General features: G+C 67.6%; 20 protein-coding genes and 1 tRNA gene. 12 read left to right on the top strand and 9 right to left on the bottom strand.

The features are described 5' to 3' along the window. Window positions 1-178: 178 nt before the first annotated feature. From VOI27_RS11900 to VOI27_RS11885, 4 genes are all read left to right on the top strand, one after another. Window positions 179-1,336 (top strand): CoA transferase, encoded by a 1,158-nt coding sequence (locus VOI27_RS11900; RefSeq protein ID WP_323765567.1) that lies wholly within the window; start codon window positions 179-181, stop codon window positions 1,334-1,336. Between the two features lie 89 nt (window positions 1,337-1,425). Next, a complete protein-coding gene (locus tag VOI27_RS11895; RefSeq protein WP_323765566.1) occupies window positions 1,426-3,471 on the top strand; it encodes an ASKHA domain-containing protein in 2,046 nt (681 codons plus the stop codon). Window positions 3,472-3,712: 241 nt separating this feature from the next. Beyond that, a complete protein-coding gene (locus VOI27_RS11890; protein ID WP_323765565.1) occupies window positions 3,713-4,465 on the top strand; it encodes an outer membrane protein in 753 nt (250 codons plus the stop codon). 110 nt (window positions 4,466-4,575) lie between these two features. Continuing rightward, window positions 4,576-4,649, top strand: a tRNA-Gly gene (locus VOI27_RS11885). Here VOI27_RS11885 and VOI27_RS11880 read toward each other — a convergent pair. Beyond that, window positions 4,638-5,762, bottom strand: coding sequence for an acetoin utilization protein AcuC (locus tag VOI27_RS11880; RefSeq protein ID WP_323765564.1), 1,125 nt, complete (start codon window positions 5,760-5,762; stop codon window positions 4,638-4,640). The two genes, VOI27_RS11885 and VOI27_RS11880, sit on opposite strands and share 12 nt — an antisense overlap. A 99-nt stretch (window positions 5,763-5,861) precedes the next feature. Here VOI27_RS11880 and VOI27_RS11875 point away from each other — a divergent pair, with 99 nt between their 5' ends. After that, on the top strand, window positions 5,862-6,938 hold the full coding sequence (locus VOI27_RS11875) for an AbrB family transcriptional regulator (RefSeq protein WP_323765563.1): 1,077 nt from the start codon (window positions 5,862-5,864) through the stop codon (window positions 6,936-6,938). Window positions 6,939-6,992: 54 nt separating this feature from the next. Here VOI27_RS11875 and VOI27_RS11870 read toward each other — a convergent pair whose 3' ends face one another. The 3 genes from VOI27_RS11870 to VOI27_RS11860 form a co-directional block, all read right to left on the bottom strand. Continuing rightward, complete coding sequence (locus tag VOI27_RS11870) at window positions 6,993-8,801, bottom strand: ABC-F family ATP-binding cassette domain-containing protein (protein WP_323765562.1); 1,809 nt, start codon at window positions 8,799-8,801, stop codon at window positions 6,993-6,995. A gap of 142 nt (window positions 8,802-8,943) precedes the next feature. Continuing rightward, the gene (locus VOI27_RS11865; protein ID WP_323765561.1) at window positions 8,944-9,675 is read right to left on the bottom strand and encodes a GNAT family N-acetyltransferase; all 732 of its coding nucleotides are present in this window, start codon (window positions 9,673-9,675) and stop codon (window positions 8,944-8,946) included. A gap of 124 nt (window positions 9,676-9,799) precedes the next feature. Next, window positions 9,800-10,258 carry an outer membrane protein assembly factor BamE gene (locus tag VOI27_RS11860; protein ID WP_323765560.1) on the bottom strand — a complete coding sequence of 153 codons (459 nt, stop codon included), beginning with the start codon at window positions 10,256-10,258 and terminating at the stop codon, window positions 9,800-9,802. Window positions 10,259-10,346: 88 nt separating this feature from the next. Between VOI27_RS11860 and VOI27_RS11855 the strand changes: the two genes are divergently transcribed. After that, a complete protein-coding gene (locus tag VOI27_RS11855; protein ID WP_323765559.1) occupies window positions 10,347-10,916 on the top strand; it encodes a DUF177 domain-containing protein in 570 nt (189 codons plus the stop codon). A 347-nt stretch (window positions 10,917-11,263) separates the two neighbouring features. Here the strand turns inward: VOI27_RS11855 and VOI27_RS11850 are convergent, their stop codons facing one another. Then, complete coding sequence (locus VOI27_RS11850; protein WP_323765558.1) at window positions 11,264-11,662, bottom strand: cell division protein ZapA; 399 nt, start codon at window positions 11,660-11,662, stop codon at window positions 11,264-11,266. Continuing rightward, a complete protein-coding gene (locus VOI27_RS11845; RefSeq protein ID WP_323765557.1) occupies window positions 11,662-12,177 on the bottom strand; it encodes a hypothetical protein in 516 nt (171 codons plus the stop codon). The genes VOI27_RS11850 and VOI27_RS11845 overlap by 1 nt, the downstream gene beginning before the upstream one ends. A 249-nt stretch (window positions 12,178-12,426) precedes the next feature. On the opposite strand from VOI27_RS11845, the gene tkt reads away from it, so the two are divergent. Further along, on the top strand, window positions 12,427-14,448 hold the full coding sequence (tkt, locus tag VOI27_RS11840) for a transketolase (protein ID WP_323765556.1): 2,022 nt from the start codon (window positions 12,427-12,429) through the stop codon (window positions 14,446-14,448). A gap of 122 nt (window positions 14,449-14,570) precedes the next feature. Beyond that, complete coding sequence (locus VOI27_RS11835; protein ID WP_323765555.1) at window positions 14,571-15,833, top strand: cation:proton antiporter; 1,263 nt, start codon at window positions 14,571-14,573, stop codon at window positions 15,831-15,833. 4 nt (window positions 15,834-15,837) lie between these two features. On the opposite strand, the gene VOI27_RS11830 is transcribed toward VOI27_RS11835, so the two are convergent. Together VOI27_RS11830 and VOI27_RS11825 are read right to left on the bottom strand one after the other, a co-directional pair. Next, window positions 15,838-16,803: a DUF808 domain-containing protein gene (locus VOI27_RS11830; protein ID WP_323765554.1), complete on the bottom strand. Its 966-nt coding sequence runs from the start codon at window positions 16,801-16,803 to the stop codon at window positions 15,838-15,840. A 1-nt stretch (window position 16,804) separates the two neighbouring features. Beyond that, on the bottom strand, window positions 16,805-17,221 hold the full coding sequence (locus VOI27_RS11825) for a DoxX family protein (RefSeq protein ID WP_323765553.1): 417 nt from the start codon (window positions 17,219-17,221) through the stop codon (window positions 16,805-16,807). Between the two features lie 202 nt (window positions 17,222-17,423). Between VOI27_RS11825 and gap the strand changes: the two genes are divergently transcribed. The 3 genes from gap (at window position 17,424) to VOI27_RS11810 (ending at window position 19,789) form a co-directional block, all read left to right on the top strand. After that, entirely contained in the window at window positions 17,424-18,428 is a 1,005-nt protein-coding gene (gap, locus tag VOI27_RS11820) for a type I glyceraldehyde-3-phosphate dehydrogenase (protein ID WP_323765552.1), read from the top strand. A 205-nt stretch (window positions 18,429-18,633) separates the two neighbouring features. Next, window positions 18,634-19,254, top strand: coding sequence for a cytochrome b/b6 domain-containing protein (locus VOI27_RS11815; protein ID WP_323765551.1), 621 nt, complete (start codon window positions 18,634-18,636; stop codon window positions 19,252-19,254). Continuing rightward, window positions 19,190-19,789 carry a helix-turn-helix transcriptional regulator gene (locus VOI27_RS11810; protein WP_323765550.1) on the top strand — a complete coding sequence of 200 codons (600 nt, stop codon included), beginning with the start codon at window positions 19,190-19,192 and terminating at the stop codon, window positions 19,787-19,789. Before VOI27_RS11815 ends, VOI27_RS11810 begins: the two co-directional genes overlap by 65 nt. Here VOI27_RS11810 and ggt read toward each other — a convergent pair. Then, a complete protein-coding gene (gene ggt / locus VOI27_RS11805) occupies window positions 19,701-21,491 on the bottom strand; it encodes a gamma-glutamyltransferase (protein WP_323765549.1) in 1,791 nt (596 codons plus the stop codon). The genes VOI27_RS11810 and ggt overlap by 89 nt on opposite strands. On the opposite strand from ggt, the gene VOI27_RS11800 reads away from it, so the two are divergent. After that, window positions 21,490-21,765 (top strand): hypothetical protein, encoded by a 276-nt coding sequence (locus VOI27_RS11800; RefSeq protein ID WP_323765548.1) that lies wholly within the window; start codon window positions 21,490-21,492, stop codon window positions 21,763-21,765. The genes ggt and VOI27_RS11800 overlap by 2 nt on opposite strands. Window positions 21,766-21,868: the final 103 nt, after the last annotated feature.

Here is a 21,868-nt window from a genome sequence, read left to right as displayed (position 1 = left end):
GGGTTCGGCGGATGGTATACCAGAGGCGGCGCCATCCGAAAGCCGGTTTCTCTGCCCGATTTCAGGGCCGCGCCGGCGGGCGCTTGGCCGATTTCAGCCGGGCTCCGCCTGCCGCCTTGCCGAGCGGGGTGAATTCACGGCCATACTGCCCAAGACCACCTTTGCCGGGGAATCGTCCATGCCCAATCCGCTTGCCAATGTGACCGTGCTTGACCTGAGCCATGTGCTGGCCGGCCCCTTTGCCACCATGACGCTGGCCGATCTGGGGGCAAAGGTGATCAAGGTCGAACGGCCCGGCACCGGCGATGACACCCGCGCCTATCCGCCGTTCAAGGACGGCAAGAGCGCCTATTTCGCCGCCCTCAACCACTCCAAGACAAGCATCGCCCTCGATCTCAAGGCCGAGGCCGACCGTGCGGTCTTTGACCGCCTGCTCGAGCGCGCCGACGTGATCGTCGAGAACTTTCGCCCCGGGGTGATGGAGCGGCTGGGCTATGGCTGGCCGGATCTGCACGCGGCCTTTCCGCGCTTGATCTACGGCGCGGTCTCGGGTTTTGGCCACACTGGCCCGGATGCCAGGCGCCCGGCCTATGACATGGTGGTGCAGGCGCGCGGCGGGGTGATGTCGATCACCGGCGAGAAAGGCCGCGAGCCGGTGCGCGTCGGCGCCTCGGTCGGCGATCTGATGGCCGGCATGTACCTGACGCAGGGGGTGCTGGCGGCGCTTTATGACCGCGAGAGCACCGGCCGCGGGCGCAAGATCGATATCAGCATGCTCGACAGCCAATTGGCGATGCTCGAACATGCCATCGCGATCACCACCGCCACCGGCACGCCGCCGGGCCGCACCGGCGCGCGTCATCCGTCGATCACGCCGTTCGAGACCTTTCATGCCTCCGACGCGCTGTTCGTGATCGCCGCCGGCAACGACGCGCTGTTCGAGAAACTCTGCGTCTGTCTCGACCTGCCGATCGCCGAGGATCCGCGCTTTGCCACCAATCCCGAGCGCTGCAGGAATGTCCGGCTCCTCAAGCGCCTGATCGAGGCGGTGACGCTCGACAACACCGCCGCGTTCTGGATTGCCAAGCTTGCCGCGGCGGGCATTCCCACGGCACCGATCCAGGACGTGGCGCAGGTGCTCAAGGACCCGCAGATCGAGGCGCGGCGGATGGTGGTCGACGTGCTCGACCGCAACGGCCGCCACGCCTTTACCGCCGCCGGCAACCCGATCAAGCTCTCGGGCATGGAGGACCGCACCACCCGGCGCCCGGCCCCGGATCTCGACGGCAACCGCGGTGAAATCCTGCATTGGCTCGACGCGGCCCCGGCGCGCTGACGCATCCGCCGCCAAGCCTGCCGCTTGTGGGCCTTTCGCTCAGGGCTGTCGTGCCTATAGTCGCGCGAAACGCGTGAAAAGAGAATCCCATGGCCTCCCAAGACCCCCTCGTCGTCTTCACCCCCTCCGGCAAACGCGGCCGCTTTCCGGCCGGCACGCCGATCCTGACCGCCGCCCGGAAGCTGGGGGTCGATCTCGACTCGGTCTGCGGTGGCCGCGGCATCTGTTCCAAGTGCCAGATCACGCCGGGCGTCGGCGAGTTCTCCAAGCACGGCGTCACCGTCGCACCCGATGCGCTGTCCGAGTGGAACGCGGTCGAGGGGCGCTATGACCAGAAGCGCGGGTTGAAACCCGGGCGGCGTCTGGGCTGCCAGGCACAGGTGCAGTCCGACGTGGTGATCGACGTGCCGCCCGAGAGCCAGGTGCACAAGCAGGTGGTGCGCAAGGCCGCCAGCGCCCGGGTGATCGTGATGGACCCGGCGACGCGCCTCTATTTCGTCGAGGTCGAGGAACCCGACATGCACGAACCCACCGGCGATTTCGAGCGGTTGAAACGCGCGCTTGAAAAGCAGTGGGAGGTCAAAGGGCTGCGCGCCGATCTTAGCCTGATGGGCAAACTTCAGAAGGTTCTTCGCAAGGGCAAGTGGACGGTCACCGTGGCGCTGCACCGCGACCACCAGGCCGAGAAATCCACCGTCATCGACATCTGGCCGGGGCTGCATGAGGCCGGGCTCTACGGTCTGGCGATCGACCTCGGCTCGACCACCGTCGCGGCGCATCTGACCGATCTCGAGACCGGCGAGGTCAAGGCGTCCTCTGGCATCATGAACCCGCAGATCCGCTTTGGCGAGGACCTGATGAGCCGGGTCTCCTATGCGATGATGAACCCCGGCGGCGAGGCCGAGATGACGGCGGCGGTGCGCGAGGCGCTCAACACCCTGTTCGAGGAGATCGCCAGGGAGGCCGGGATCGACCCGGCGCTGATCGTCGAGACGGTCTTTGTCTGCAACCCGGTGATGCACCACCTGCTTCTGGGGATCGACCCGGTCGAGCTGGGTCAGGCGCCCTTTGCGCTGGCCACCTCCAACGCGCTGCGGCTCGATGCGAAAGAGCTCGACCTCACCGCGATCAACCCGCGCGCCAAGACCTATGTGCTGCCCTGCATCGCCGGCCACGTCGGCGCCGATGCCGCTGCGGTGGCGCTGTCAGAAGAGCCCGGCAAATCCGAGGATCTGGCGCTGATGGTCGATGTCGGCACCAATGCCGAGATCCTGCTCGGCGACAAGAGCCGGGTGCTGGCCTGTTCCTCGCCCACCGGCCCGGCCTTTGAAGGGGCGCAGATCTCCTCGGGCCAACGTGCCGCTCCCGGCGCCATCGAGGCGATCCGCATCGACCCCGAGACCAAGGAGCCGCGCTTTCGGGTTATCGGCTGCGATCTCTGGTCAGACGAGGACGGGTTCACCGAGGCCACGGCGGCAACCGGCATCACCGGCATCTGCGGCTCGGGCATCATCGAGGCGGTGGCCGAGATGCGGCTGGCCGGGCTGGTCGACGCCTCTGGCCTGATCGGCGGCGCCGACAAGACCGGCACCGAACGCTCGGTGCCCGAGGGGCGGACGCATGCCTATCTGATCCATGACGCCAGCGCCGAGGGCGGTCCGCGCATCACCGTGACCCAAGGCGACATTCGCGCCATTCAACTTGCGAAATCAGCACTTTACGCCGGCGCTCGGTTGTTGATGGACACCCGCGGCGTGGACAAGGTTGACCGCGTCGTGCTGGCCGGGGCGTTCGGCGCGCATATCTCGCCGCTGCATGCCATGGTGCTGGGCATGATCCCCGACGTGCCGCTGGACAAGGTGACCAGTGCCGGCAATGCCGCCGGCACCGGCGCGCGCATCGCGCTCTGTAATGTCGCCTCGCGCAAGGAGATCGAGCGCGTGGTGCGCCAGATCACCAAGGTCGAGACCGCGATCGAGCCGAAGTTCCAAGAGCATTTCGTCAACGCCAACGCCATCCCCCACGCCACCGATCCCTTTCCAGAGCTGCTCAAGCTGGTCACCCTGCCCAAGGTCAGCTTCAACACCGGCGGAGACGAGGGCGACGGCGGGCGCAGACGGCGGCGGCGGCGCTGAGCCCCGCCGACCCGTCAAAGCAGGCCCCTTGTGACAAGGCCCTCCGACCCAGTGTGACGTCAGGGCAACGCATCGCAGTCAGTAAAAAAATGTGATCACCTTCACACGCATGAGTCGTGTTGAATGGAGATCCGACTCCCCGTCCGAAGACCGTCCCGCTCCGCGCGTGTCGGCCCGAGGCAGTCGACCCAGGGATGCCGCGGCCTGACGTTCTCCATGCACACAAGATTAGGATCCTGACATGACTTCCCGACTTTCACGCATTCCCCTCGGCGCGCTTCTTGCCGCGCTTGTCTGTGCCGGCGGCGCCCAGGCCGCGGGCCTCGACCCGACGCCCCCCGTGGCGCCGATCCCGATCCCGATCCCGGCCCCGCAGGTTGCCGACTGGAGCGGGTTTCACGGCGGCCTCAGCGCCAATTACGCCCGCGGCCACCTGGACTGGGAAGACAACAACGGCGGCTTTTTTGCTTTTGCCCCCGGCGACGACTTCGATGTCGAGATAGAGCGCGGCGCCGCCGGCATGCAACTGGGCTACAGCTGGCAGACATCCAACAATCTGGTGCTCGGCCTCGAGCTGAGCGGCATGGTTCTTGACCTCGAGCATACCGCGGACAGCCCGTATTTCGGCTCTGACGAGTTCTCCGGCCGGATCCGCAATCCGCTGGCGCTGACCGGTCAGGTTGGCCTGGCGCGCGGGCGCTGGCAGCCCTATGTCGAGGCCGGTGTCGCCAGTGCGCTGGTCGGCATCAATCACACCGACAACGTTCTCAACGAAGAGTTCGACAGCGAAGAACAGCGCACCGGGTATGTCGCCGGTGTCGGCTTGGGCTACAAGATCTCTGACCGGTTTTCGGTCGGTATGAACTATCGCCATTTCGATTTCGGCACTATGGAACATGACGGCTCCAGCTCGCCCAGCAACTTCAACGAATCCTTTGACGTCGATGCCAGGATGGGTGTCGTCTCGGTCTACTGGAACTACTACCTGAACTGAGCCTTGCCGGCCGGGCCTCCGGGTCCGGCCGACGCGGCATTTCTGCCCGCAGCGCCGCGCCATGCCTCTTGCGGATCGCCAAAGGCTGCGCTATTTCCAGCCCCCAGAGCGCGGGTATGGTGAAAAGGTATCACGCGAGCTTCCCAAGCTTAAGTTACGGGTTCAATTCCCGTTACCCGCTCCAGTCCCAATCCTGCGCCATCCCTGCCGCCACCTCGGCCAGCGTCTCGATCTCCGGCCTCACTGGCCCGTCGCGCCGCGCGTCCAGCAGCGTCTCGGTCAGATAGCCCGGCACCGCCCCGCGCTGGCGCACCCAGCGCAGGCCGCGCAGCACCTCGGCCGCCTCGCCGCTCAGCCGGTCCGGCAGGTCCTGACCGCTCAGCACGCCCCAGACCCCGGTCCAGAGCCGCCCGACGCTCCAGGGGTTGTAGCCGCCACCGCCCAGCACCAGAAGCCGCGGCGCCGCGCCCAGGAGCCGCGCCACCAGGTCGAAATGCGCCCGGTTCGACAGGCACAGACGGGCCAGCGGATCCTCGGCCACCGCGTCAGCCCCGCATTGCAGCACGATCGCCTGCGGATCGAGCCGGTCGATCGCCGGCAGGATCACCCGGTCGCGCAGTCGGGCAAATTCGCTGTCATTGAGCCCCCGCGGCACCGGCAGGTTGAGCGCCGCGCCCCCGGCCCGGTCCGCCAGCGCGCCGGTGAACGGCCAGCGCTTCGCCTCATGCACCGAGATCATCCGGATGTCCCCGGCCCCCGCCAGCGCCGCCTCGACGCCGTCGCAATGATGCGCGTCGACATCGAGATAGAGGATCCGCGTCAGCCCCTGCGCCCGGAAGGCCTGAAGCGCCAGCACCGGATCGTTGAGATAGCAGAACCCCGCCGCCCGGTCCGCCATGCCGTGGTGGGTGCCGCCGCCGGGGTTGAAGACCACGCCGCCATCGCGCAACAGCGCTGCCCCCAACAGCGAGCCGCCGGCAGCGGTGGCGGGACGCCGAAACATCTCGGCGTAGACCGGGTTCGACAGCGTGCCCAGACCGTGCGCCGCGCGCGCCTCGGCGCTGACCGCCTGCGCCGTCTCGGCCGCCTGCAGCGCGGCGATATAGCCCGGTGTATGAAAGCTCTGCAGCGCCACCGGCTTGGCCCGTGGCGAGACCCGGTAGCGCCCCGGCGGCAGCCAGCCCAGCGCGCGCGAGAGGTCGATCACCGTCGGCACCCGCGGGATGCTCAGCGGATGCAGCGCGCCGTAGGTGGAACCGCGATAGATGCCGGACCCGATGAAAACCGCCTCTGTCATGGCCCCACTCTGACGGGTTTCGCGCCCGGGCGCGAGCCCATCGCAACTTCTGCGCCACCGGCCTTCACCTTCGCTCGGACGCGCGATAGAAGCCGGGGGATGACCCCGCGCAACGCCGCCCTCACGCTTCTCCTGCTTTTGTTCTGTGGCGCCACCGGTGGGCTGGCGGCCTGGCTCGGCCTGCCGATGCCCTGGATGATCGGCGCGCTGATCGGCTCGGCTCTGGCGGTGATCGGCCTGCAGACCGGCCCGCTTGCGGAGTACAATTTCCCGATGCCGCTGCGCACCGGCTTCATCACCCTGATCGGCGTGATGATCGGCACCCAGGCCACGCCAGAGCTGCTGGACCAACTGCAATACCTGCCGCTCACCCTGACGGCGCTGGTGGTCTTCATCCTCTGCGCCCATGCCGGCAACACGCTGATCTTTCGGCGCATTGGCGGGTTTGACCGCACCACCGCCTTCTACAGCGGCACCCCCGGCGGGCTGATGGAAAGCATCCTTCTGGGCGAATCTGCCGGCGCCGACATCCGCCTGCTGACCCTGCAACAGTTCCTGCGGATCATCGTCGTGGTGACGCTGGTGCCGGCCGGGCTGTCGCTCTGGATCGGCCATCCGGTGGGCAGTGCGGCCGGGGCGCTGCCCGGCGAGCCGGCGCAGGTCCGGCCGGCCGAGCTGCTGCTGGTGGTCATCGCCGCCGGTGTCGGTCTGGCGATGGCGCGGCTGCTGCGCCTGCCCGCCGGCCAGATCACCGGGCCGCTGGTCCTTACCGGCGCGCTGTCACTGGCGGGCTACATCGATCTGCACGTGCCGTTCTGGATGATCGCCACGGCGCAAGTGGTGGTGGGCGCCAGCCTCGGGCTGCGGTTCAAGGGCGTCACCGCGCGCATGCTGCGCCGCTCGGTCGGCCTGTCGCTGCTTTCGGTCGGCTTCATGCTGGCCCTCGGCGCCGGTCTGGCGAGCGCGCTGCACCTGGCCAGCGGGCTGCCCGTCCTGGTGCTGCTGATCAGCTTTGCGCCCGGCGGGGTGACCGAAATGTCGATCATCGCCCTCAGCCTCGCCGCCAGCCCGGCGCTGGTCAGCCTGCACCACGTGCTGCGCATCCTGCTGACGGTGATCGAACTGAGCTTGGTGCACCGCTTCCGGCCGCCTCAGCGCGCCCCTCGCCAGCCCTGAGCGCCCGTCGGTCAGACCGAAACACCGCCTTGGGCCTGACCCGGGGCCTCTGGCTCAGCCCGCCTTTTCCTCCAAGGTCAGCCATTCCTCTTCGGCCGCGGCCAGCTTCTCCTGCCGCTCGACCAGCGCCTCGGTGGCCTTCTTGAACTTCATCGGCTCGCGGGTGAACAGCGCGGGGTCAGCCAGCAGCCCCTCGAGCTTGCCGATCTCCGCCTCAAGCCGCTCGATCACCGCCGGCAATTCCTCCAGACGGTGCTTTTCGGTAAAGCTCAACCCATTCGATGGCGGTTTCGCCTGCTGCTTCACCTTTGGCTTCGAAGATCTTGGCTTCTCTGCCTTTTCCTCAGTTCCCTCCGGCTGCTTCTGGGCCTGATAATCGCTCCATCCGCCGGCATAGGCGGTGACCTGGCCATCGCCTTCCATGGCGATCGTCGTGGCCGCCACCCGGTCAAGGAAATCGCGGTCGTGGCTCACCAGCAGCACGGTGCCGTCATAGTCGCCCAGCAGATCCTGCAACAGGTCCAGCGTCTCGACGTCAAGATCGTTGGTCGGCTCGTCGAGCACCAGCAGGTTGCTCTCGCGCGCCATGATCTTGGCCAGCAGCAACCGTGCCCGCTCGCCCCCCGACAGCGACGAGATCGGCGCCCGCGCCTGGCGTTCGTCGAACAGGAATTCCTTGAGATAGCCCACCACGTGTTTCGGCTGGCCGCGCACCATGATCTGGTCGGCCTTGCCAGAGACCCGCATTTCCGGATCACCGGTCAGGTTGTCCCAGAGCGTGGCACTCAGGTCGAGCCGCGCCCGCGCCTGGTCGAAGACCGCCGGCACCAGATTGGTGCCCAGCGACACCTCGCCGGCGTCCGGTTCGATCTCCCCCAGAAGGATCTTGAGCAGCGTGGTCTTGCCGACGCCATTGGGGCCGACAAAGGCCACCCGGTCGCCGCGCTGGATCCGCAGCGAGAAATCGCGGCAGATCAGCTTGTCGCCGTAGGTCTTGGTGATGCCCCTGGCCTCGATCACCTTGCGGCCCGATTTCGGCCCGGCCTCGAGCGCCATCGCCGCGGTGCCGGCGCGGCGGATCATCGACGAGCGCTCCGCCCGCAGATCGCCAAGCGCCCGCACCCGGCCCATGTTGCGCTTGCGCCGCGCGCTGATCCCCTCGACGGCCCAGCGCCCCTCGGACTTGATCTTGCGGTCAAGCTTGTGGCGCGCCTGGTCCTCTTCCTCCCAGACCTTGTCGCGCCAGGCCTCGAAATCGACAAATCCCTTCTCCTGCCGCCGCGTCATGCCGCGGTCGATCCACAGCGTCGCCCGGGTCAGCGCGTTGAGAAACGCCCGGTCGTGAGAGATCAGCACGAAACCCGCCCGCGTCGCGGACAGCTCGCGCTCCAGCCAGCCGATCGCCTCGATATCGAGATGGTTGGTCGGCTCGTCGAGCAGCATCAGGTCCGGCGCCTCGGCCATCAGCTTCGCCAGCGCCGCGCGCCGCCGCTCGCCGCCCGACGCGGTCTCGATCGGCCGCGCGGGATCGAACTTCAGCCCTTCGCCGGCACGTTCCACCTTGTAAAGCTCGCCCGGCTCCAGCCCGCTGGCGGCGAAATCGCCGAGCGTGGCAAAGCCCGCCATCTCGGGCTCCTGCTCCATGTAGCCCACCGAGACGCCCGGCGGCACCACGCGGGCGCCACGGTCGGGCTCGACCAGCCCGGCCATCACCTTCATCAGCGTCGACTTGCCGGACCCGTTGCGCCCGACCAGCGCCACCCGGTCGCGCTCATGCACCACCAGATCAAGCTTGTCGAACACCGGATCGCCGCCAAAGGTCAGGGAAATATCGGAGAGTTGCAAAAGGGGAATCTGTGCCATGGCCCGCAGCTAGAGAGCCATCGCCCGATGGTCAAGACCCCGCCGCTCCTGCCTTCATCTTGCCAGATAAACCTCCGGGGGTGAGGCCGAAGGCCGAGGGGGCTGGCCCCCTCTCCTGCGTCCCCACAGACCGCGCCGGGCGCTACCCGGCCACCGCCCTGAGCAGCTTCTTGCGCGCCGGCGGGATGCGGCCGATCTCGACCCCGGTAAAGACATGCAGCGTATTCATCTGGCGGTCCACCACCGCGTGGTCCGAGACCCAGCCGCCCATCATCAGGTAGGTCCGCAGCAAGGGCGGCATCCGTCGCATGGCGAGCTTCATGTCGGGCTTGCGCCGCAGCCGCGCGGCAAAGCGAAAGACATTGGGCGCCTTGACCTTGGGCAGCCAGCGTTTCGGCCCGAGATGACGCTCCTTGAGCATGGCGAAGGCATCGTAATACTCGCGCGCCTCGGTGCCCCGGAAGGAGGCACAGCCAAACAGCAGCTCGACCGCATTGTCATCCACATAGGCGGTCATCGCCCCCCAGGCCACCCGCAGCACATCGGCGTCCGTGACCTCGGGGTGGATGCAGAACCGGCCCATCTCGACCATCCGCCCCTCGAAGGCGGCCAGCGCCGAGAGCTCGTAGTATTGCGCCGAATAGCTGCGGGCGATTTCCGAGCCGCCGGTGAGCGGCAGGATGCGGAAACAGCAGACCAGCCGGCCGTCGCGCCGGTCCTCGATCAGGATATGGCTGCAGGCCGCGTCATAGGCATCGGCATCGCGCCCGGCCGAGCCGTGAAACGCCAGGTGGCGCAACGCCTGGGCGGCCTCGACGTCCTCGGGGGTTTCGGCGATCCGCGAGAGGTAGCGGCCCTTGATCACTGCTTTCATCACCGTCTTCCGCCTGTCTGTCCCCGAAAGCTGCGCCGCTTCCTGCTGTCAGACAAGTATGACGGCGTGATGACCATGCGTCACGCGCAAGCTTGCCAGAAACCGACGTGACCGGTGGGACCGGTCAGCCGCCGCCGATGCCGCCGAGGTTGATGCCGCCGATATTGCCGAACAGCTGGCGGATGAAGCCGATGTCGCCGTCTCCGGTCACCGTCACCCGCCGGGTCAGCATCACCACCTGGCCATCCTCGAGCCCGTAGCGGGTGATGTTGCGCACCACGCCCGTGGCGTCGAATTCCACCGCGACGATCTCGCGCTCGATGATTTCCGGCGGGAAGGCGCCGTAGTGGCGCACCCGGCTGCCGACGTAATAGTAGTTGCCCTGGTCGAGCACCCCGCTGGTGCCCGGCACGCCGATGGTCTCGGCGACGCTGTCGCGGGTGTCGACGCCGACCAGCACATCGGCCAGATCGGCGTCACTGGGCAGGTAGCCGTGATTGCGGTACTGTGCCACGCAGGCCGACAGGACGACCGTGCAGGCCAAGGCAATGACCACGCGCATGGCTTTGGTTCTGCCTGTCATTTCTGCCCTCTTGCTTTGCACCCACCGTACTTTATATCCCGCTTACAGAAGGTTGCCCCGTGGTTCAAGAAAGGATGCGCTCAGGCTCATGTCACAGAAGATCGATACCAGCCGCCATGCGCTCGCGGTCTCGGGGCTGCCCCAGAACCGGCCGCATGACTTCGCCCTCACCCCGGATGATCCCGCCCGCAAGGCGCTGGCCCGCGAGCTGGACGTGACCGCCCTGCGCAAGCTGCGCTTCGACGGCGAGATCCGCAGCACCGGCAAACGCGACTTCGTGCTGACCGGACGGCTGGGCGCCACGGTGGTGCAGCCCTGCGTGCAGACGCTCGAACCGGTGACCACGCGGATCGAGGCCGAGATCGAGCGCCGTTACCTCTCGGACTGGGAGGAGACCGCGCAGGAGGGCGCCGAGACCGAGATGCCAGAGGATGTGACCTCGGAGCCGCTGGGCAGCCACATCGACCCCTGGGCGGTGATGGTCGAGGCGCTGGCGCTGCACATCCCCGACTACCCCCGCGCCAAGGATGCGCCCCCCCTGGGCGAGATGGTGGTGACCGAGCCCGGCAAGACGCCGCTGCGCGACGAGGACACCAAGCCCTTCGCCGCCCTCGCCGCGCTCAAGGGCAAGCTGGCGGATGGCGACGGCGAGGCCTGAGCCCGCCGAACGAGCCCCCGCGTGACCCCGCCCCGGACCTGATCAGGGGCCTCCCCCTCGCCCTGACCTCCCGCCGCCAGAACCCGGTAGCGCGCCCGCCCCGGACTTGATCCGGGGCCTCTCCATTGGTCCATTGACATGCCGTGCCGAAGGTATTCCGGCAGTTGGAGCAGGTGCAATGACCGGTGAGGTCCCGGACCAAGTCCGGGACGGCAGGTGCGGGGCATTTGGCCAAGGGTGAGGTCCCGGATCAGGCCCGGGACGGCGGGGACGAGGCATTTGGCCAAGGGTGAGGTCCCGGATCAGGTCCGGGACGCCAGGGACGTTTCGGGGGCAAGGGCGCGGTGCTAGTCTGACCGCGCCTTGGCCTCGACCTGATCTGCCGCAGCCTCGGCCCGCGCCGCGAGCTCGGCCAGGGTATCGACCACGGCGCCGGGGACCACCGGCACTTCGATGCGCTCGGGCTCGGGTGCGGGCACGTTGCGCAGGCCCTCGGCCTCGGCGCCAAGCTCGGTCACCCGGTCCTCGAGCTCGCGCACCTTGTCCTCGAGACCGGCGGTCTTGTCGGCCAGCATCAGCCCGGCCATCAGCAGCATCCGCGATTCCGGCAGGCGGCCGATCTGATCCGAGAGCACCCGCGCCTCGGCGTCGAGCATGCCGGCGGCGGCGTGCAGGAAATGCTCCTCGCCGGGTTGGCAGGCGACATCGAAACTGCGGCCACCAATGGTGATCGTGACTTCGGGCATCAGGCGTCCTCCCTTGGGGCGTCACCGGGCAAGAGCTGCTTGAAGGCCGCGGCGATTGCCTCGGCCTCGGCGGTTTCGGCGGCACGGGCGGCGTTGAGCGCCTCGAGCTCGGCGATCATGCCGGTGTTGATCAGATGCGGATCGGCCAGACCCGCCTTGTTGGCCTCGCGCAGGGCACGGTTGTTGTCACGCAGCTGCGCATTGGCCTTGCGCAGGCGCTGCAGCTCGAGATCGACCTGCGCCGTCGCCTCGGACTGCGCATCCATCCGCGCCTTCATGGTGGCCTCGGCATCCTCGAGCTTGGCGTGCAGCGTCTTGATCCGTTCCTCGCGCTGACGACCGGCAAGGCGCTCTTCCTCAAGCGCCGCCTGGCTCTCGTCCAGCCTGGCCTGCAATGCCTCGAGATCGCCCGGGTCCACGGGCGGCGCGCCGGTAGCGTCGAGCTGCTCCACCCCTTTTCCAATCCGGTCGATCGCAGCGGTCAACCTGCGCTGCAACTCCTCGATGTCGGCCATTCGTCCTGCCTTTCCTTTCTGCCGCCTGTCCTTTGCGCCGGTCTTCCCTGCGCGGGGTCCGGGCGGCACCGTGTCACCGTCCCGTCGCGAATCATCGCGCGGGGTCATTCCGGGCGAGTTTAGCCAACCCTGTGGGAAATTGCGCCCCGATTGACATCAAGCACTTACACGCCACTGTTCACGCCGCCTTGAACTCTTTGGCCCGGGTGCTATTGAGCATCCAACCACAGCTCAGGAAGGAACGGCCCCTTGGACATCGACGCGCTGAAATCTGCCCATCCCGACCATTGGAAGAAAGCGGCTGCGATCCGTGCCCTGACGCTCGACGCGGTGCATGCGGCCAACTCCGGCCACTCCGGCATGCCGATGGGCATGGCCGATGTCGCCACCGTATTGTTCGAAAAGCACCTGAAGTTCGACGCCGCCGCCCCCACATGGCCCGACCGCGACCGCTTCATCCTCTCGGCCGGTCATGGCTCGATGCTGCTCTATTCGCTGCTCTATCTCACCGGCGACGCCGAGATCACCCTCGACCAGGTCAAGAACTTCCGCCAGCTCGGCTCGAAAACCGCGGGCCACCCCGAGAACTTCCTCGCCACCGCGATCGAGACCACCACCGGCCCGCTGGGTCAGGGCCTTGCCAATTCGGTGGGCTTCGCGATGGCCGAAGAGAACCTGCGCGCCCGGTTCGGCAACAAGCTGGTCGATCACCACACCTATGTCATCGCCGGCGACGGCTGCCTGATGGAAGGCGTCAGCCATGAGGCCATCGGCCTCGCCGGCCGGCAGAAGCTGTCGAAGCTGATCGTCTTCTGGGACGACAACAACATCACCATCGACGGCAAGGTCGAACTCTCTGACCGCACCGACCAGAAAACCCGCTTCGAGGCCGCCGGCTGGCACGTGCAGGAGATCGACGGCCACGACCCCGAGGCGATCGACGCCGCGATCACCGCCGCCAAGTCTTCCGATCTGCCCTCGATGATCGCCTGCAAGACCCATATCGCGCTGGGCCATGCCGCGCAGGACACCTCCAAGGGCCATGGCGCGCTGACCGATCCCGAGCAGCTCAAGGCCGCCAAGGAGGCCTATGACTGGCCCTACGGCCCCTTCGAAGTCCCCGGCGACGTCAAATCCGGCTGGGAAGCGATCGGGTCGCGCGGCGCCTCGGCCCGCGAGGCGTGGCAACAGCGCTTCGACGCCGCCTCCGGCACCAAGCAGAAGGAATTCGAGCGCCAGCAGGCCGGCGAGGCCCCCAAAAAGCTCTCGGCCACCATCAAGGCGCTGAAAAAGCAGGTCAGCGAGGAAAAGCCCAAGGCGGCCACCCGCAAGAGCTCGGAAATGGTGCTCGAGGTGATCAACCCGATCATGCCCGAAACCATCGGCGGCTCGGCCGACCTGACCGGGTCGAACAACACCAAGACCGGCGATCTCGGCACCTTCGACGTCGACAACCGCGCCGGCCGCTATGTCTATTACGGCATCCGCGAGCATGGCATGGCCTCGGCGATGAACGGCATGGCGCTGCATGGCGGCGTGCGCCCCTATGGCGGCACCTTCATGTGCTTCACCGACTACGCCCGCCCCGCGATGCGGCTCTCGGCGCTGATGCAGCAGCCGGTGGTCTATGTCATGACCCATGACAGCATCGGCCTTGGCGAGGACGGCCCGACCCACCAGCCGGTCGAGCATCTGGCGATTTCCCGCGCCACGCCCAATACGCTGGTGTTCCGCCCCGCCGACACGGTGGAGACCGCCGAAGCCTGGGAGATCGCACTGACCCAGCAGAAGACGCCGTCGGTGCTGTCGCTGACCCGTCAGGGCCTGCCCACCGTGCGCACCGAGCACAAGACCAAGAACATGGTCTCGCAAGGCGGCTACGTGCTGGCCGATGCCGAGGGCAAGCGCGAAGTGATCCTGATCGCCACCGGCTCCGAGGTCGAGATCGCCATGCAGGCACGCGAGACGCTGCAGGCCGAGGGCATCGGCGTCCGCGTCGTCTCGCTGCCCTGTATGGAGCTTTTTGCCCAGCAGGATGAGAGCTATCGCAAGCGCGTGCTGCCGGGTGGCCCGGTCCGCGTCGGCATCGAGGCCGGTCTGCGTGCCGGCGGCTGGGATCGCTGGCTTCTGGGCGAGCGTGGCCGTGAGGCCAAGGCCGGCTTCATCGGCATGGAGGGCTTCGGGTCCTCGGCCCCCGCGGACGAGCTCTTCGAGCATTTCGGCATCACTGCCGAGGCCGTGGTAGCCAAGGTCAAGACGCTGCTCGGCTGATCGCCGATCCTTTCCGGCCCTGCGCGGGCCGGCAGATCTTTTCACGGGCCGGGGGCGGCGCAGGGAACTGCTAACGCCTCCGGCCCGTTCTCTATTCAGCCCGCCGCATGAGGACAGACCAGATGAGTGACGCCGCCTTCTTCGGTCTTTCCGGCTACCACGTCCTTCTGACCGCCATCGGCGGGGTGATCATCCTTGCCCATTGGCTGCCCCGCTGGGTCAGCCGGCATGAGCCCGCGGCGCCGGGGCTGATGATCCTGCTGGGCATGCTGGCCTATGCGGTGATGCCGGGCCTGCCCGCCCTGCCCGACCCGCGCCTGCATCCGCACCCTTGGGAGATCGTGGCCGAACTGACGGTGATTATCGCGCTCTTTGCCACCGGCATCAGGATCGACAACCTTTCGTCGCTGCGCCGCTGGGCACCGACCATCCGGCTGCTGGCAGTGGCAATGCCGCTGACCATCCTTGCGGTGGCCCTCATGGGTCATGTCTTTGCCGGCATGACCGTGGCCGCCGCGATCCTGCTGGGGGCTGTGCTGGCGCCGACCGATCCGGTGCTGGCCGGCGGCGTGCAGGTCGGCCCGCCACTTGAAGGCGGCGAGCACCCGGTGCGCTTTGCCCTGACCACCGAGGCGGCGATGAACGACGGGCTGGCCTTTCCCTTCGTCTACCTTGGCCTCGCGGTGGCCGCGCAGGGCACGCTGTTCGGCGACTGGGGGCTGCAGTGGCTGGCGCAGGACGTGGCTTGGCGCATTGCCGCCGGCGTTGCCATGGGCGCGGCCGGCGGCTGGGCGCTGGGACAGGTGCTCTTCGTGCTGCCGCGCGGCGCGACCCTGGCGGACACCGCCTCGGGCGTGGTGGCGCTGGCCGGGGTACTGTTGTGCTACGGCAGCACCGAGCTGGTCGAGGGCTACGGGTTCATCGCCGTCGCCGTCATGGGGCTGACCCTGCGGCGGATCGAGGCGGGTCACGACTTTCACCGCCGGCTGCATGATTTCACCCAAGCGCTGGAGCACGCGCTGACCGCGGTGCTGCTGGTGGCGCTGGGGGCGGTGCTGCCGGCACTGCTCACCGGCCTGAGCTGGACCGACGCCGGCATCGTCCTGGCGCTGATCCTGCTGGTGCGGCCGCTGATCGGCTGGCTGTCTCTGATCGGCACGCGGATCAAGGGCCGCGACCGCTGGGTGGTGGCGATTTACGGGGTGCGGGGGATCGGTTCGATCTATTACCTCGCCTATGCCGCCGGCAAGATCGAGTTTCTCAACGAAGAGCGGCTCTGGGCGCTGGTCGGGTTCACCATCCTGATCTCGACCCTGCTACATGGCTTCACCTCGGCCATGGCAATCCAGGACCTGTCGCAGGAGGTCGAGGAAAGCGAGGCCTGAGGCCCTATCCCCGGTTGAAGACCCGGTGCCAGAGCGGCGCGATCAGCTTGGTGCCGATGGGGATCAGCACCACGCCAAGCGCCAGACCGAGGATGCCGTCGAGCGCCGCCTTGCCGCTCCATTCCAGCGCGCCGCGCCAGGTGTCCGGTCCGAGGTTGGCCAAGGCCACCGCGTAGTGATGGATCACCTCTTCCGGCGCGTGCCAGCCCATCTCGGCAAGGCCATGCACGATGATCGAGCCGCCGACCCAGAGCATGGCGGCGGTGCCAACGATCATCAAGAGCTTCATGAAGGTGGGCATCGCCGCGACGATCCCCCGGCCCACGGCGCGGGTCAGGCCGAGCCGGCCCTTGGCCGCCATCAGCAGCCCGAGGTCGTCGGCCTTCACGATCAGCGCCACCGCGCCATAGACCGCAAGGGTAATCCCCACTGCCACCGTGGCCAGGGTCGCGGCCTCGATCCAGAAGGTGCTGGTGGGGATCGCCGAAAGGGCGATGGTCATGATCTCGGCCGAGAGGATGAAATCGGTCTTGATCGCACCCTTGATCTTTTCCTCCTCGAGATGCGCCGGATCGGTGTTGAGGTGGCTGCCGTCCGGCCCGCCGTGATCGGCGCCGAAGCCCAGCGCATGGGCGATCTTCTCGGCCCCTTCGAAACAGAGGTAGGCTCCGCCCAGCATCAGCAGAGGTGCGATCAGCCAGGGCGCAAAGGCCGAGAGCGCAAGCCCGGCAGGCAAGAGGAAGACCAGCTTGTTGATCAGTGAGCCGCGGGCGATACGCCAGACGATGGGCAGTTCGCGCGCCGGCTCGAAGCCGGTGAGGTACTTCGGCGTCACCGCGGCGTCGTCGATCACCGCGCCGGCCGCCTTGGCGCCGGCCTTGGCCGCCTGGCCGGCAATGTCGTCGACCGAGGCCGCCGCCACCTTGGCAATCCCCGCCACGTCGTCCAGCAGCGCCAGCAATCCGCTCATGTCATTCTCCCGAAAGCCCTATGCGGCAATGTAGAGGCCGGCGGTCAGGCTGCAAGGCCCATCGCCCGGCCCCATGGGCCGCCAGCACGAGGCAGCCCCCGGCAATCGCCCAGTTCTTCACGAAGATCGTCATCTGCCAAGGGTTCTCGGGCAGGAAGTGAAACAGCGAGGTCGCGCCGCAATAGACCGCGAGCAGCAGCGCCACCGGCCGCACCCAGACCCCCAGAACCAGCGCAATCCCGGCCAGCGCGTTGAACGCCAGCGCCGGCCAGATCAGCCAGAGCGGCAGCTGCCAGTCGGCCAGCAAACCGGTGGCTCCGGCCGGGCTCTGCCACTTCTGCAGCGCGCCTCCGACGAACAGCGCAGCGATCAGCAGCCGGCCGGCGAAGACCGCTGCATGGTCAAGGTTTCGCTTCATCGACGACAACCTAGCGCCGCGATGACAAAGTTCCGCCATCGGTGTTATCGCCACCATGCGCAGATAGCGCAAACAGGTTAGCGCAACCATCGGGAAACCAGCCACGGTTAACGCTATCACATTGGAAATGTTGGCATTTCCCTTTGACATGCTGCGCCTGCTCGGTATCACCACGGCCAAGGAAACGCGCAGGAGAAATCGGATGACTGTCACGCTCGGGATCAACGGATTTGGCCGCATCGGCCGCTGCACGCTGGCGCATATCGCCGAGGCGGCGCGCAATGATGTGCAGGTGGTCAAGATCAACGCCACCGGCCCGCTCGAGACCTCGGCGCATCTGCTGCGCTACGACAGCATCCACGGCCGCTTTCCCGGCGAGGTCAAGATCGGCGATGGCACCATGGACCTCGGCCGCGGCCCGATGGAGATGTTCTCGACCTATGATCCGCAAGAGCTCGACTGGTCGGGCTGCGACGTGGTGCTGGAATGCACCGGCCAGTTCAACGACGGCGACAAGGCCGGGGTGCATCTGGAGCGCGGCGCGAAATCGGTGCTGATCTCGGCGCCGGCCAAGAACGTGCAGAAAACCGTGGTTTACGGCGTCAACCACCGCGACCTTGTGCCCGGCGATACGATGATCTCGAACGGGTCCTGCACCACCAACTGCCTGGCGCCGCTGGCCAAGGTGCTGGACGAGGCGATCGGCATCACCCGCGGCATCATGACCACGATCCACTCCTACACCGGTGATCAGCCGACGCTGGACCGCCGCCACAACGACCTCTACCGCGCCCGCGCCGCCGCCATGGCGATGATCCCCACCTCGACCGGCGCCGCCAAGGCGCTGGGTGAGGTGCTGCCGAACCTCAAAGGCAAGCTCGACGGCACCGCGATGCGCGTGCCCACCCCGAATGTCTCGGCGGTGGACCTGACCTTCGAGGCCGGCCGCGATGTCACCGTCGAGGACGTCAACGAGGTGGTCCGAGAGGCCGCCGCCGGCCACATGGGCGCGGTGCTCTCCTATGACCCCGAGCCCAAGGTCTCGGTCGATTTCAACCACACGCCGCACAGCTCGATCTTTGCCCCCGACCAGACCAAGGTGATCGGCGGCCGCACCGTCCGCGTGCTGGCCTGGTATGACAACGAATGGGGCTTTTCCGTGCGCATGGCCGATGTCGCCGCTGCCATGGGCCGCCTGCTGCACTGAGCCGTCCCTCGGCCTGCACCTCTTGCGCCCGCCGGGGGTCCGGCGGGCTTTTCGCGTGGCGCAGGGGCCGGGTCGGCCCTGAACCAAAGTTGCAAATGAGAAATTTGCCGCGCTGTTGCGCCTTTGGTGGATGCCTCACGAAACCGTCACACGGCACTGTCAGAGCTGCGTCGAACCTGTTTCGACCTTGCCTCAGGGAGCGCCCATGTCTTACCCGATCTCGTCCGACCGCCAGTCTCCCGCGCCTCCCGCCTATCGCAGTTGCGACCCGGTGCTGCATGCCCTGCACTGGGCGCTGGCGGTCTGCTGTCTCGCCGCCCTCGCGACGGAAGGAGGGGGGCATCTGCTGGCCGGGGCGCTTATCGGGCTGGTGCTGATCGTCCGCCTCGTCTGGGGCGTGATCGGGCCACAGAGCGCGCGGCTTGCGGCGCTCGCGCCGAGCCTGCCGGATATTGCGTTGCAGGTCTCTGATCGGCTGCACGGCGAAAAGCGCTATGACCTCGCGCCGTCGCCCATCGCCGCGGTGATGGCGCTCAACCTGTTGTTGAGCCTGAGCCTGCTGGTGCTCACCGGCGCCGCGCTGCCCGCCACCGGCTCGGCCCAGCTAGCCGAGGCGCATGAGGCGTTGGTGGTCTGGCTCAATGTCTCGGTGGCCGCCCATCTGGCCGGCGTGGTCTGGGCCAGCCTGCACTACCGGGTCAACCTTGTCTGGACCCTGCTGAGCGGTATCAAACCCCTGCCCGATGACCTATACTGGCGCGATGACCCGCAGTCTCCCGCAGCAGCCGCGCCGCCTTGCGCTGGCGATTCTGGCGCAAACCCTTAGCGCGGGATATTTCGTCGGCGACATCCTATATGACATGCTGACCGAGGGCTGGGCCGCCCCCGAAGACGCCGACCTGATCCCCGAGGCACTGATCACCCTGACGCTGGTGGTGGCGATCTTCTTCCAGCTGCGCTACCTGCGGATGCTCTTGCGACGCGAGACCGCGCTGACGCGGCAGGTCAGCATCGCCGCCGGCGAGCTGCAGCAGGTGATGACGCGTTATTTCGAGACCTGGGGGCTGACGCCGGCCGAAAGCGACGTGGCGCTCTTTACCCTCAAGGGGCTGACCATTCCCGAGATCGCCGGCCATCGCGGCTCGGCCGAGGGAACGGTCAAATCACAGCTCAACGCGATTTATCGCAAGGCCGGTGTCGCGGGACGCGGTGCGCTGCTGAGCCTTCTGATCGAAGACCTGATGCGCGCACCGCTGCTGGACGGCGCCGGGCCTATTGCCCCAGCGCAATCCCCTCCCGCCGCGGATCCGCCCCGCCAGACAGGCCGTCGCCCAGCGAAATCGCATGCAGGCCTGACGTAAGCCCGCGGGCATTGACCTCGAAGCCCATCTCCTCGAGCGGGCCCGCCAGTTCGGCGGCCGTGGTGCCCTCTTCGACGTCATAGGTGCCGAACCGGTTGACCAGATGCGGCATCGCGACAGCCTGCTGGACATCCATCCCCCAGTCGAGCACCGCGATGACCGATTGCGCCACATAGCCGATGATCCGGCTGCCACCGGGGCTGCCGGTGACCAGAACCGGCGCGCCGTCCTTGAGCACGATGGTCGGCGCCATCGACGAGCGTGGCCGCTTGCCGGGCGCCACCCGGTTGGCGATCGGCAGGCCGTCGGCGTGGCTGCGGAAGGAAAAATCGGTCAGCTCGTTATTGAGCAGGAAGCCGCGGACGAACAGCCGCGAGCCAAAGCCGTTCTCGATGGTGGTGGTCATCGACAGCGCATTGCCGGCGGCATCGACGATCGAGATATGCGAGGTCGAGGGCAGCTCGAGGCTCTCGTCATCGGCCCAGAGGAAGGCGTGGTCATACTCCGGGGTGCCGGGGCTGACCTCCGGCAGGGCATCGTCGCCCGACAGCAGCTCTGAGCGCTGCTTCAGGTAGGGCGCGGCCACCAGCCCCTCGACCGGCACCGGCACGAAATCGCTGTCGGCCATGTAGCGGCCCCGGTCGGCAAAGGCGAGACGCGAGGCATCGCCGATCAGCCGCCAGGCCTCTGGTGATTGCGGCCCGAGGGCGGCGAGGTCGTGGTGATCGAGCATCCCGAGGATCTGCCCCACGGTCAGCGCGCCGGACGACGGCGGCCCCATGCCGCAGACCTCGTGGGCGCGGTAATCCACACAGACCGCCGGCCGCTCCTTGACCTGATAGAGCGCCAGATCAGTGGTCGACAGCACGCCGGGATTGCCCTCGGCGCTGCGCACGGTGGCGACGATATCCTCGGCCACCGGGCCGCTGTAGAACGCCCCGCTGCCGCCCTCGGCGATCAGCCGCAGCACCTCGGCGTAATCGGGATTGGTCAGCGTATCGCCCTCGGCAATCGCGGCGCCATCGGGGAAGAAATAGCTGGCGGTGGCCGGGAACCGTTGCAGCCGGTCGGCGTCATCGGCCACCAGCCCGGCAAGGCGTGGCGAGACGGCAAAGCCCTCTTCGGCCAGCGCGATGGCCCGGTCGAAGAGTCCGCCCCAGTTTGCCTGCCCCCAGCGGCGGTGCGCCTCTTCCATCAGCCGGGGCGTGCCCGGCGTGCCCACCGAGAGCCCGCCGACCACCGCGTCAAAGAAGCCCAGCGGCTCGCCGCTCTCGTCCTGGAACAGCCGCGGGGTGGCGGCCAGCGGCGCGGTTTCGCGGCCATCGAGCGTGGTGACCGATCCGCTCTCGGCATCGTACCAGACCAGAAAGGCGCCGCCGCCCAGGCCCGAGGATTGCGGCTCGACAAGGCCCAGAACCGCCTGCACCGCGACCATGGCATCGGCGGCGCTGCCACCGGCGGCCAGCACCTCGGCCCCGGCCTCGACCGCCAGCGGGTTGGCGGCGGCGACCATCCACTCCTGCGCCTCGACCGGCCGGCCGGCGGCCTTGGCCTCGAGCGCCGCCTGCGCCTCGGCGCCAAGCGCCTCAAACGCCGCCGGCTGGCCGATCTCGGCCTCGGGCGCGACACTGTCGGTGACCTGCTGCGCCAGCGCCGGCAGGGCCAGCGCGGTCAGCACCATCAAACCAAAGACATATCTCATGGCGGTCTCCTCTCCTCCTCAAATCTACCGGGAAGGGTGCCACCGATCCGGCTACAGGCAAAGCCTGAATTTGCCGGTTGCCCCGCGCCGCGCGCTGCGGCAGGCTGTGGCCAAATCGGAGCCCGCCGTCATGACCAACCGCATCGCCCTCTATCTGGGATTGGCCATTCTGATCGCCATCGGCGCGAGTTACGCGATGTCGGGCACCCAAAACTTCCTGTTTCTGGCCAAGAAATTCCTCGTCCTGCTCGACTGGGTCGCCTTCTGGCGCTGAGGGCGGCGATTGACTTTCGCGGTCAGATACGTTTGTTAGCGATAACGAAAACCGGAATCGTCGGATGACCCTGCTGGTCGTCCCGAGTGCGCGAAATAGGAGA

The organism is Marinovum sp. (genome assembly GCF_034669705.1).
In the GTDB taxonomy this organism is placed as follows: Bacteria; Pseudomonadota; Alphaproteobacteria; order Rhodobacterales; family Rhodobacteraceae; genus Marinovum.
The sequence above is the reverse complement of the archived record's forward strand: the minus strand, read 5'-3'. Positions and strand labels throughout refer to the sequence as shown.

Coding starts and splice junctions, on each gene's coding strand:
- ggt (WP_323765549.1), bottom strand. CDS start 21,491: ATGAGATATGTCTTTGGTTTGATGGTGCTGACCGCGCTGGCCCTGCCG.
- VOI27_RS11870 (WP_323765562.1), bottom strand. CDS start 8,801: ATGGCACAGATTCCCCTTTTGCAACTCTCCGATATTTCCCTGACCTTT.
- gap (WP_323765552.1), top strand. CDS start 17,424: ATGACTGTCACGCTCGGGATCAACGGATTTGGCCGCATCGGCCGCTGC.
- VOI27_RS11845 (WP_323765557.1), bottom strand. CDS start 12,177: ATGGCCGACATCGAGGAGTTGCAGCGCAGGTTGACCGCTGCGATCGAC.
- VOI27_RS11895 (WP_323765566.1), top strand. CDS start 1,426: ATGGCCTCCCAAGACCCCCTCGTCGTCTTCACCCCCTCCGGCAAACGC.
- VOI27_RS11890 (WP_323765565.1), top strand. CDS start 3,713: ATGACTTCCCGACTTTCACGCATTCCCCTCGGCGCGCTTCTTGCCGCG.
- VOI27_RS11900 (WP_323765567.1), top strand. CDS start 179: ATGCCCAATCCGCTTGCCAATGTGACCGTGCTTGACCTGAGCCATGTG.
- VOI27_RS11815 (WP_323765551.1), top strand. CDS start 18,634: ATGTCTTACCCGATCTCGTCCGACCGCCAGTCTCCCGCGCCTCCCGCC.
- VOI27_RS11830 (WP_323765554.1), bottom strand. CDS start 16,803: ATGAGCGGATTGCTGGCGCTGCTGGACGACGTGGCGGGGATTGCCAAG.
- VOI27_RS11835 (WP_323765555.1), top strand. CDS start 14,571: ATGAGTGACGCCGCCTTCTTCGGTCTTTCCGGCTACCACGTCCTTCTG.
- VOI27_RS11860 (WP_323765560.1), bottom strand. CDS start 10,258: ATGACAGGCAGAACCAAAGCCATGCGCGTGGTCATTGCCTTGGCCTGC.
- VOI27_RS11875 (WP_323765563.1), top strand. CDS start 5,862: ATGACCCCGCGCAACGCCGCCCTCACGCTTCTCCTGCTTTTGTTCTGT.
- VOI27_RS11855 (WP_323765559.1), top strand. CDS start 10,347: ATGTCACAGAAGATCGATACCAGCCGCCATGCGCTCGCGGTCTCGGGG.
- VOI27_RS11850 (WP_323765558.1), bottom strand. CDS start 11,662: ATGCCCGAAGTCACGATCACCATTGGTGGCCGCAGTTTCGATGTCGCC.
- VOI27_RS11825 (WP_323765553.1), bottom strand. CDS start 17,221: ATGAAGCGAAACCTTGACCATGCAGCGGTCTTCGCCGGCCGGCTGCTG.
- VOI27_RS11800 (WP_323765548.1), top strand. CDS start 21,490: ATGGCGGTCTCCTCTCCTCCTCAAATCTACCGGGAAGGGTGCCACCGA.
- VOI27_RS11810 (WP_323765550.1), top strand. CDS start 19,190: ATGACCCGCAGTCTCCCGCAGCAGCCGCGCCGCCTTGCGCTGGCGATT.
- VOI27_RS11865 (WP_323765561.1), bottom strand. CDS start 9,675: ATGAAAGCAGTGATCAAGGGCCGCTACCTCTCGCGGATCGCCGAAACC.
- VOI27_RS11880 (WP_323765564.1), bottom strand. CDS start 5,762: ATGACAGAGGCGGTTTTCATCGGGTCCGGCATCTATCGCGGTTCCACC.